Genomic DNA, 7,641 nt, shown 5'->3' on the forward strand with positions numbered 1-7,641 from the left:
CGCGGCCGTCGCCACCGTGGCGGCCGGATCGGGCGCCGCCTCCGGCAACGGCTCGGGCGGGGTCGCGGTGCGCGGATACGTCCGCGGTGCCGAGAGCGCGCCCGTCCCCCGGGCCGCCGTCACGCTGATCTCCCTCGCGGGCCGTCAGCTGGGCCGCTCGGTCGCGCAGGCCGACGGCGCCTACGCGGTGGACGCGCCCGGCACGGGTTCGTACGTGCTGATCGCCTCGGCGGACGGGTTCCAGCCGCAGGCCTCGACGATCGTCGTGAACGGTGAGCCGCTCGCGTACGACATCCTGCTGAGCGGGACGAGTGGGCTGTCCGGCACGGTGAAGGCCGCCGAGGGCGGGAAGCCGGTCGTGGGCGCGATGGTCATCGTGACCGATGTGCGCGGCGACGTGCTGGCCACCGGGACCACCGGCGAGCAGGGCGAGTTCGCCTTCGCCGAACTGGTGCCGGGCGCCGTGACCGTCGCGGTGAACGCCGCCGGGCACCGGCCGCGGGCCCTGCCCGTCGAGGTCGGCGGCACCGGGGTCACCCGGATCGAGGTCGCGCTCACCGCGGGCGCGCAGCTCCAGGGCGTCGTGCGGGCACCCGGCGGACCGCTGGGCGACGCCCGGGTCACGCTCGTCGACGCGGCGGGCAACGTGGTCGGCACCGCCACCACCGGGGCCGACGGGGCGTACGCCTTCGCCGACCTGGACAGCGGCGAGTACACGGTCATCGCGACCGGCTACCCGCCGGTGGCCACGGCGCTGACCGTGAACGGCGGCGGTGTGGACGGCCACGACATCGAACTCGCCCACCCCGGCGAGTAGTTGAGAACCCCGGCCCGTGGCGCGTGCTCCTGGCGGAGGCACGCACCGCGGGCCGGTTTCATGAGATGAGGCTTGCAATGGGACTGACCGCGCGGATCCGTACGCGGGACGGCTGGGCCGTGTCGCACGCGGTCGTCACGGTGACCGACGGGACGGGCACACAGGTGGTGCGTGCCGAGGCGGACGAGGAGGGCGGCGTAAGGGATGCGACGGAGCTCGCGCCCGGGGCGTACACCGTGATCGTCACGGCCGTCGGGTACGCGCCCGCCGCGTCCAGCGCGATCGTGACGGCGAGCGGCCGGGCCGCGATCGGCACCGTGACGCTGGCCCGGCAGGGTGGCACCGAACTGCCGCCGCCCGGCCCCTGGACCGTCGACCCGGCCCACTCCTCCGTGGGCGCGGTCGCCCAGCACCTGGGGATCTCCAGCGTGCACGGGCGGTTCACGGAGTTCGCGGGCTCGATCGACATCGCGCCGGACGAGGTGGCCAAGTCCCGGGTGGAGGCGGTGATTTCAGCGGCCTCCATCGACACGGGCAACGCCATGCGCGACGGCCACCTGAAGTCCGCGGACTTCCTGGACGTCGAGCGCCACCCGCAGATCACGTACGTCTCGACGGGCCTGACCCCGGCCGCGGGCACCGACCGCTGGACGGTCCACGGCGAACTGACCATGCACGGGGTCGTACGGCCGGTCGACCTCGACCTGGCCTACCTGGGCACGGGCGCCGACCCCTGGGGCGGCACGCGCGCGGCCTTCCGGGCCACCACCGAGCTGCGCCGCGAGGACTTCGCGATGAACTACAACCAGGCGCTCCAGGCGGGCATCGCGGCGATCGGTACGACGCTGAAGGTGGAGCTGGACGTCCAGGCCGTGCAGGGCGGGACGCTACCGTCGCTGTGACGCCCGGCGGCCCGAGGCACCGCCACGGCGCCCGTGCGACGCGCCGTTCGACGGCCGGTCCGACGCCCCGTCCGTCGTGCGGGCCACCAAGTCGCCGCACAGGTCACGGAGTTTGATGTTCGCGTCCTGGGAGACGCGGCGCAGGGTGTCGAGTGCCGTCTGGGCGGTGCAGCGCTCCTGGGCCATGAGGATGCCGATCGCCTGGTCGATCACGCTGCGCGAGAGCAGCGCCGTGCGGACGTCCCCCGCAGACGCCCTCTCGCGCTCGATGAGCAGGGCGGCGTTGATCGCGTCCGAGGCGTTCGCCGCGAAGGACCTGGCCGCGTCGCGGCTCCCACGGAAGGCGCCCTCCGTCGTGGCGTAGAGATTGAGGGCGGCGTCGGTCTCGCCGTCGACCGCGAGCGGCAGGGCCAGCACCGTACGGACCCCCTTGGAGAGGGCGTACGCGGCGTACGTGGGCCAGCGGTCCTCCTCGGACAGGTCGGGCGCGTGCTGCTCCGCGTCCGAGTCCGCCGCCCGGACGCAGGGCCCGTCGCCGTTCTCGTACTGACGCTGGTCGAGCCCGCTGGGCAGACCGCCGCTGCCCGCCACCGTCAGCAGGCGCCCGTCGCGGCGCACGGTGATGCTGCACGCCTCGGCGCCCGCCACGGCGAGCACCGCACGATCCGTGAGATCGCGCAGCAGTGTGTCGAGGCCGCCGGTGCCGGCCAGCGCCTGGTGCAGCGCGGCGGATTCCGGGGCGGTGGCACGAGGCTGCTCGTCACGAGAATGACGAGCATCACGATCGGCGGGATCGGCGGGATCGGCTGAGAGTCTCATGGGGCACGGGTATCCCGTCGGTGCCCGGTCACTCGCTGCTCCTGGCGTCGACGATCCGTCTGGCCAGGTCACGCAGCTTGACGTTCTCCCGCTGGGAGGTCCGTACGAGGCTGTCGAAGGCCTCCGCCGCGTCGATGTCGAGGCGCTCCATGAGGATGCCCGTGGCCTGGCCGATCAGGTCCCGGGTGCGCATGGCCTCGGTGAGCTGCTCCCGGGCGGTCGCCGAGTCGAACGCGATGCTGACGTGCGCGGTGAACAGCCGGCCGATCCGGGTGGCCGAGTCGTCGAAGGCCCGCGGCTTGGTCGCGTACGCCGTGAGGACGGTGAGCCGCTGGCGTTCGGCGCGCAGCCGGAGCGAGAGCACCGAGCGCAGTCCGAGGTCGGAGAGGGCGGGTTCGCCGTCGTCGTCGCCGGAGGCGCTGTCCTCGATACGGGCGACCGGGGAGGTCCACAGCCGGGTCCAGTGCTGGTGGTCCCCGCCCGAGGCCAGGGCCTCGGCGGAGCGGACGATCTCGTCGGTCCAGGCGAGGGTCTGGCGGTGGGCCTTGCGCTCGATGACGGAGATACCGGCGTGCTCGGCGCCGGGGAGGATGTGCACGGCGAGGCGGACGGCGGTGCGCAGGGTGCCGCGGGGACTGGACGTTTCGTGCAGCTGCTGAGCCGCGACCGTCAGTGTCTCGGCCAGCTCAAGACCCCCGGAAAAACGGGGCAATTCGGAAAAATCAGACGCAGCCACCACGAACCTCTTCGGCATGCACGGCCCCGGATCCCGTCGTCGGATGGACGACAGACCCCGGCGGCTGTGCGCAGGAGAGCTCCGCAGCACATTCCCGACTGCGAGCACAGGACGAAGAGCCACTTTAGCTGCTCTGTTGGAGTGAGGGCGCGGCTCTTCGTACGTGCTTCCGATCTCGCCCGCACGCGTGGTGCAATGGGCGTGCGGGTCAGGAAGCGGCCTCATCGGAATCCGGACGAACGTCTGCCAGGTGAGTGCGATGACCTTCTTCCCGAACCCTTATGACCTGCCGGAATGCACCCTGCTCGGGTTTCCTTCGGAGATCGACCTGAGCAACGCCGATGTCGTCCTCGTCGGCGCCCTGGACGTCGTGGACGCCAGGAGGGACCGGCTGCGGCTGCTGGTCCTGGACCTCACCCGTACGCAATTCATGGACTCCCAGGGCGTCCGTGTGGTCGCCGGTGTCCGCGGCCGCCTGCCCCGGCCCGCCCAACTGCGCGTGGCGGCACAGCCGAACGGGGTGGCGAGCCGTGTCCTGGAGCTGACGGGGATGCGCCGCGACGTACCCGTGTACGACAACCTCGCGGAGGCGATCGAGTCCTAGGCCGCGTCCGGGGCGGAGGGAGTCCTAGGCTGGGGCCATGGCATCGAACATCGCGACGAACACCTCTGTCTCCCTCGACGATCTGCTGGACTTCGTACGCCCCCGCCACCGCGCCATCCTGCTGACGCGCAGGTCGGACGGCGGTCCCCAGGGTTCCCCGCTGACCTGCGGAGTGGACGACTCGGGCCGGATCGTCGTCTCGACCTACCCGGAGCGCGCCAAGACCCGCAACGCCAAGCGCGACGACCGCGTCAGCCTCATCGTCCTGAGCGACGAGTGGAACGGCCCCTGGGTCCAGATCGACGGCACGGCCGAGGTGATCGACTCCCCCGACTCCGTCGAGCCCCTCGTCGAGTACTACCGCAACATCGCGGGCGAACACCCCGACTGGAACGAATACCGAGAGGCCATGCTCAAGCAGGCCAAGTCCATCATCAGGATCACCCCTGAGAGGTGGGGCCCGGTGGCAACGGGGGGCTTCCCGGCAAGGCTGGCCCCACAGGAGTAGGCCCCTTGTTTTCAGGGGCGCGGGGAACTGCGCATCCTTGACGGCACGGAGACCTGCGGCACCTTTTCGGGAGGGGGGCACCGCAAGCTTTCAGGGGCGCGGGGAACTGCGCGACCAGCCCCCACCCACCCGCACATCACACACAAACCGGCGGCAGCCACTCACCCACCGGCCTCACGGCCCGCTTCGCGGGCGACGACGCTCTCGATCCCCGCGACCAGCAAGTCGAACGCCACAGAAAAGTCCCGCTCCCGCATCTCCTCGACCGTGTCACCCCCACGCGCCTCCATGAGCCCCGCCGCACTCTCATAGTTCTCCGCGAACTGAGGATGCCCACTGAACGTACTCATGGCCTGGTGAAAGTACTCGTCCTGCGTCATCCCCGCGGAGGCACACCGCTGCACGAAGTGGCCCTCGATCGTGCCGAACCCGTACACCCACTGGAAAACGGCGGAGATCGCCCCGCTCTGCCGCCGCAACGACAGCCCTGTGTTGCGCACGACCTCCTGCACCCGCAGCGAGAACGCCATGGAGTGCGGCCCGATGTTGAGGAACGTGCCGACGAGCGGCGACACCCAGGGGTGCCGTACGAGCAGGGCCCGGTACCCGACGGCCAGCGCCCGGAGCTGCTCGCGCCAGTCCTCGCCCGACTCCGGGTCGGGCAGCTCCAGTTCGCCGAACACCGCGTCGAGGGCCAGCTCAAGAAGATCGTCCTTGGTGTCCACGTACCAGTAGACGGACATCGCGGTCACGTTCAGCTCGGCGGCCAGCCGGCGCATGGAGAACTTGGCCAGCCCCTCCGCGTCGAGCAGCCGTACCGTGACCTCGGTGATCCGGTCCCGGTCGAGCGACGACGGCTGCCCGCCCCGGGCACTGCCGCCCCGCGGGGCCTTGCCCTCCAACCAGACGCTGGTCCGCGCCGGACGCTTGGCCCGGTCGGCTGCCCTCACCATGGCGCACCTTCCTCGGAACTCTTACGGAGAGGGCGACCCGGAACACCGAGGTCCGCCCCCTCCCTGATGCTAAGCGGGCCCTACGCCGCCATCGTCACCGCGGAGTCTGCCCTCCCCCAGTACTGAACATCCGGGTGGTACCCCCATCGCCCGCCGGAGCAACGCCGCGGCCAGCAGTCCACCGAGGAGGACGGCGGCCGCGCCCACCAACTGGCTCGTCTCCAGACCCGAGGCGAACGCGTCCGTGATCCGCGCTCGCTCGTCCGCCGACTCCGCGGAGGCCAGCGCCGCCGGCAACGAGGCCGCCGCGACCGAAACCAGCGCGGCGAAGCGGGAGTTGAGAACCGCGCCGAGGACCGCCACGCCGAGGCCGAGGCCGAATTCGCTGAGCGTGCCGTTGACGCCCGCGCCCACCCCCGCCTTCTCCGGGGGGATCGCGCTCATGATGGCGTTGGCCATGGCGGGCATGGCGACCGCGATGCCCGCGCCCATGACGACCAGGCCCAGCAGCATGCCTCCGTAGCCGCCGTCCGTGCCGCCGCCGAACAGGGCGATCGCCGCCAGGCCCGCCGACAGCATCGTCATACCGAGGGCGATGGTGGCCGGAGTGCCCAGCTTGACGACGATCCGGGCGCCCACACCGGTGAGGTTGAGGGCCACCACGGACAGGGCCATCGGCGCCGTACGCAGGCCCGCCTCCAACGGCTCGTATCCGAGGACGAACTGGAGGTGCTGGGTGAGCAGGAAGAGGGAACCGCCCATTCCGAAGGCGACCAGGACCGCGCCGGCGACGGCACCGATGAAGCGCTCGTTGCGGAAGAAGTGCATGTCCAGCATGGGGTGCTCGATGCTCAGCTCCCATCGGACGAAGGCCGCGAGGACGGCGATGCCGACCGCGCCCGACCCCAGGACCTGGAGCGACGTCCAGCCGTGTTCGGGGCCCGAGATGATCGCGTAGACGACCGCGGTCATGCCGATCGTGGAGAGCACGGCGCCCAGGAGGTCGGGGCGGTCGCCCTGGGGGTTCTTGGACTCGGGAACCAGCTTGAGTACGGCGACCAGGGCGAGGACGGCCACGGGGAGGTTGATCAGGAAGATCGCGCCCCACCAGAAGTGTTCGAGCATGACGCCGCCGAGCAGCGGGCCCGCCGCGAAGCCGAGCGAGTTGACCGTCGACCAGAGGCCGATCGCCTTGACCCGCTCGGTCTCGTCGAAGATCTGCACGACGACGGCGAGGGTCGTGGTCATCAGGAGCGCGCCGCCGACACCCATGCCCGCGCGGGCCGCGATGAGCTGGGTCGCGCTCTGGGCGAGCCCCGCGGTGACCGAGCCGACGCCGAAGAGGACGAGGCCCGTGGCCAGCATTTTCTTGCGGCCGTATCGGTCGGCCGCGCTGCCGGCGGTGAGCAGCAGGCCCGACTGGACCAGCGAGTACGCGTTGATCATCCACTGGATGTCCGCCGTGGACGCGTCCAGCTCCTCGGTGAGGGAGGGGATCGCGACGTTGAGGACGGTGTTGTCGAGCAGCACGGTGAGCGTGGCGAGCAGGATCACACCGAGGATCAGCCAGCGCTGGGGGTGGCTTTGGCTGTGGCTGTGGCTGTGACCCAGGCCTTGGCTGTGGCTGTGGCTGTGACCCAGGCCTTGGCTTTGGCTTTCGCCCTGCGAGGTTGACATGCCATACACCGTAGAACAACTCCCATACGCTGTACAACACAAAAAGAGGGGGGTGGTGGCCGAGGCACTCTCGCCCCGGCCACCACCCCTCTGCTGAAGCCCTCCGGACTAGCTCGTCGGCTGCGTCAGGTCGTAGAAGGTGGACGAACCCACCGTCACCTCCTTGAAGTTCTCCTGCACCCACTCGCTGATCTGGGTTCCGGTGCCGGAGCTGCTGCCGCCGCCACCGCCACCCATGGAGCCGGAGGAGATGAAGTAGTGGATCTTCCCGTCCTCCACGTACTTCTTGAACTGGGCCAGCGTCGGCGACGGGTCGCTGCCGTTGAAGCCGCCGATCGCCATGACCGGGTCACCGGTGGAGAGCTGGTAACTCGCGGCGTTCTGGGCGCCGATGGCCGCCGCGACCCAGGTGTAGTCGCCGGAGTTCTTCTCCAGGAGGGCCTTGGCCTCGGAGCTGACGGTCGCGCCGTTGAGCAGACCGCCCATACCGCCACCGCCGCCCATACCGCCGCCGTCGCCGGTGCCGCCACCGCGCTGGGTCTGGCCGTTCTGGCCCGTCTGACCGTTGCCGCCCTGCTGGTTCTGGCCGCCGCCGGGGAAGCCGCCGGTCGGGGGCCGGCCCATC

The 7,641-nt window shown here is 71.0% G+C and carries 8 protein-coding genes and 1 pseudogene; 4 read left to right on the forward strand and 5 right to left on the reverse strand.

Features of this window, described 5'->3' with window-relative positions; genetic code table 11:
* Together O3Q52_RS44565 and O3Q52_RS44570 are read left to right on the forward strand one after the other, a co-directional pair.
* On the forward strand, window positions 1-817 hold an 817-nt coding region (locus tag O3Q52_RS44565; protein ID WP_269654226.1), incomplete at its 5' end, for a collagen binding domain-containing protein.
* A 77-nt stretch (window positions 818-894) separates the two neighbouring features.
* The gene (locus O3Q52_RS44570) at window positions 895-1,719 is read left to right on the forward strand and encodes a YceI family protein (RefSeq protein WP_269654227.1); all 825 of its coding nucleotides are present in this window, start codon (window positions 895-897) and stop codon (window positions 1,717-1,719) included.
* Here the strand turns inward: O3Q52_RS44570 and O3Q52_RS44575 are convergent.
* On the reverse strand, window positions 1,705-2,538 hold the full coding sequence (locus tag O3Q52_RS44575) for a GAF and ANTAR domain-containing protein (protein ID WP_269654228.1): 834 nt from the start codon (window positions 2,536-2,538) through the stop codon (window positions 1,705-1,707). The two genes, O3Q52_RS44570 and O3Q52_RS44575, sit on opposite strands and share 15 nt — an antisense overlap.
* A gap of 28 nt (window positions 2,539-2,566) precedes the next feature.
* Window positions 2,567-3,292 (reverse strand): GAF and ANTAR domain-containing protein, encoded by a 726-nt coding sequence (locus O3Q52_RS44580; RefSeq protein WP_269654229.1) that lies wholly within the window; start codon window positions 3,290-3,292, stop codon window positions 2,567-2,569.
* A 241-nt stretch (window positions 3,293-3,533) separates the two neighbouring features.
* Between O3Q52_RS44580 and O3Q52_RS44585 the strand changes: the two genes are divergently transcribed.
* Both O3Q52_RS44585 and O3Q52_RS44590 read left to right on the forward strand, forming a co-directional pair.
* On the forward strand, window positions 3,534-3,878 hold the full coding sequence (locus tag O3Q52_RS44585; protein ID WP_269654230.1) for an STAS domain-containing protein: 345 nt from the start codon (window positions 3,534-3,536) through the stop codon (window positions 3,876-3,878).
* 37 nt (window positions 3,879-3,915) lie between these two features.
* Window positions 3,916-4,386 (forward strand): PPOX class F420-dependent oxidoreductase, encoded by a 471-nt coding sequence (locus O3Q52_RS44590; protein ID WP_189841615.1) that lies wholly within the window; start codon window positions 3,916-3,918, stop codon window positions 4,384-4,386.
* Between the two features lie 161 nt (window positions 4,387-4,547).
* Here the strand turns inward: O3Q52_RS44590 and O3Q52_RS44595 are convergent, their stop codons facing one another.
* The 3 genes and pseudogenes from O3Q52_RS44595 to O3Q52_RS44605 all read right to left on the reverse strand — a co-directional run.
* Window positions 4,548-5,339 (reverse strand): TetR/AcrR family transcriptional regulator, encoded by a 792-nt coding sequence (locus O3Q52_RS44595; RefSeq protein ID WP_269654231.1) that lies wholly within the window; start codon window positions 5,337-5,339, stop codon window positions 4,548-4,550.
* A 69-nt stretch (window positions 5,340-5,408) separates the two neighbouring features.
* Window positions 5,409-7,016, reverse strand: coding sequence for an MFS transporter (locus O3Q52_RS44600; RefSeq protein ID WP_269654232.1), 1,608 nt, complete (start codon window positions 7,014-7,016; stop codon window positions 5,409-5,411).
* Window positions 7,017-7,124: 108 nt separating this feature from the next.
* A pseudogene (locus O3Q52_RS44605) lies at window positions 7,125-7,641 on the reverse strand (glycosyl transferase); the annotation flags it as partial.

The organism is Streptomyces sp. ActVer (assembly GCF_027270795.1).
GTDB classification, from domain to species: domain Bacteria; phylum Actinomycetota; class Actinomycetes; order Streptomycetales; family Streptomycetaceae; genus Streptomyces; species Streptomyces umbrinus_A.

What these genes read in the sequence shown, in the direction of transcription:
- O3Q52_RS44570 (WP_269654227.1), top strand. Translation starts at nt 895, where the DNA reads ATGGGACTGACCGCGCGGATCCGTACGCGGGACGGCTGGGCCGTGTCG.
- O3Q52_RS44575 (WP_269654228.1), bottom strand. Translation starts at nt 2,538, where the DNA reads ATGAGACTCTCAGCCGATCCCGCCGATCCCGCCGATCGTGATGCTCGT.
- O3Q52_RS44580 (WP_269654229.1), bottom strand. Translation starts at nt 3,292, where the DNA reads ATGCCGAAGAGGTTCGTGGTGGCTGCGTCTGATTTTTCCGAATTGCCC.
- O3Q52_RS44585 (WP_269654230.1), top strand. Translation starts at nt 3,534, where the DNA reads ATGACCTTCTTCCCGAACCCTTATGACCTGCCGGAATGCACCCTGCTC.
- O3Q52_RS44590 (WP_189841615.1), top strand. Translation starts at nt 3,916, where the DNA reads ATGGCATCGAACATCGCGACGAACACCTCTGTCTCCCTCGACGATCTG.
- O3Q52_RS44595 (WP_269654231.1), bottom strand. Translation starts at nt 5,339, where the DNA reads ATGGTGAGGGCAGCCGACCGGGCCAAGCGTCCGGCGCGGACCAGCGTC.
- O3Q52_RS44600 (WP_269654232.1), bottom strand. Translation starts at nt 7,016, where the DNA reads ATGTCAACCTCGCAGGGCGAAAGCCAAAGCCAAGGCCTGGGTCACAGC.